Raw genomic sequence first — 901 nt, forward strand, 5'->3', positions numbered from 1 at the left:
TAAGGACAACACTATAAGATTCTTCGAATTTTTTATCAATAAATAACCACTTTCCATTAATTGACACATTGATAGTACTATTTTCTTTACTATTAATAATTATTTACAACTATATTTGTCACGTCACATCTTACAGCAATACAGTCAAAATTTTATCCAGACGGGCAACCGTAAGGTTAAAGCTGTATTGCTTTTTGTAGATGTGACAATTGACAAACCCGTCTGGTTTAAATTATAGGATAATTCGAGGTCAGTACTTCCGTTTTTCTTTTCCTCTTCTTAATTTTAGATCCATTACCCACACTCAAAGGTTTATCTATAGCTCTGGTATACAAACCATATTTATCTATATACTCATTCAAGACTTCGCTTGGATATGTACTCAATAAAAATTTTCCTTTCATACTAACTAATGCATCTAAATCTCTTCTAAAATGTTCATGAGTATACCCTCCATAATGCCCTTGGTTAGAATCGATATAAGGAGGGTCTGCATACACAAAAGTATCATCAGAATCTCTACTCATAATCACCTTACTTGCTTCATTACATTCTACCTGAGCATTACGCAATCTATCGGCAAGCTCTTCTTTAAACGCCTCTACCTTATTTGCTATGGTATGCGCTCTTTTTTCTCTGTCATATCCCCAGTTTCCAATCTTACAACTAAATCCTTGATTAGTAACTACCCAAAAAGCCCACGCTCTAATGGTGCGATCAAATAAATGAGGTAACTTATATATCACTAAAGCCTGTTTATAGGTTTCCCTACTATGTAATGTTACCTCGATCTTTTCTCTAAGATTAAAAAAATCATGCTTTAGTACTTCATAAAAATTGGTAATGTTTCCATTTACATCATTAATCACCTCACATTTTACAGGAGGTTTTGACCAGAAGA

Annotated in this window: 1 protein-coding gene; it reads right to left on the reverse strand. The window is 33.3% G+C overall.

The window, feature by feature from the left end; translation table 11 throughout:
• Positions 1-227: 227 nt before the first annotated feature.
• The coding region (locus FOF46_RS31085; protein WP_143919291.1) for a DNA adenine methylase at positions 228-901 on the reverse strand (674 nt) is incomplete at its 5' end.

The organism is Aquimarina algiphila (assembly GCF_007489275.1).
In the GTDB taxonomy this organism is placed as follows: domain Bacteria; phylum Bacteroidota; class Bacteroidia; order Flavobacteriales; family Flavobacteriaceae; genus Aquimarina; species Aquimarina algiphila.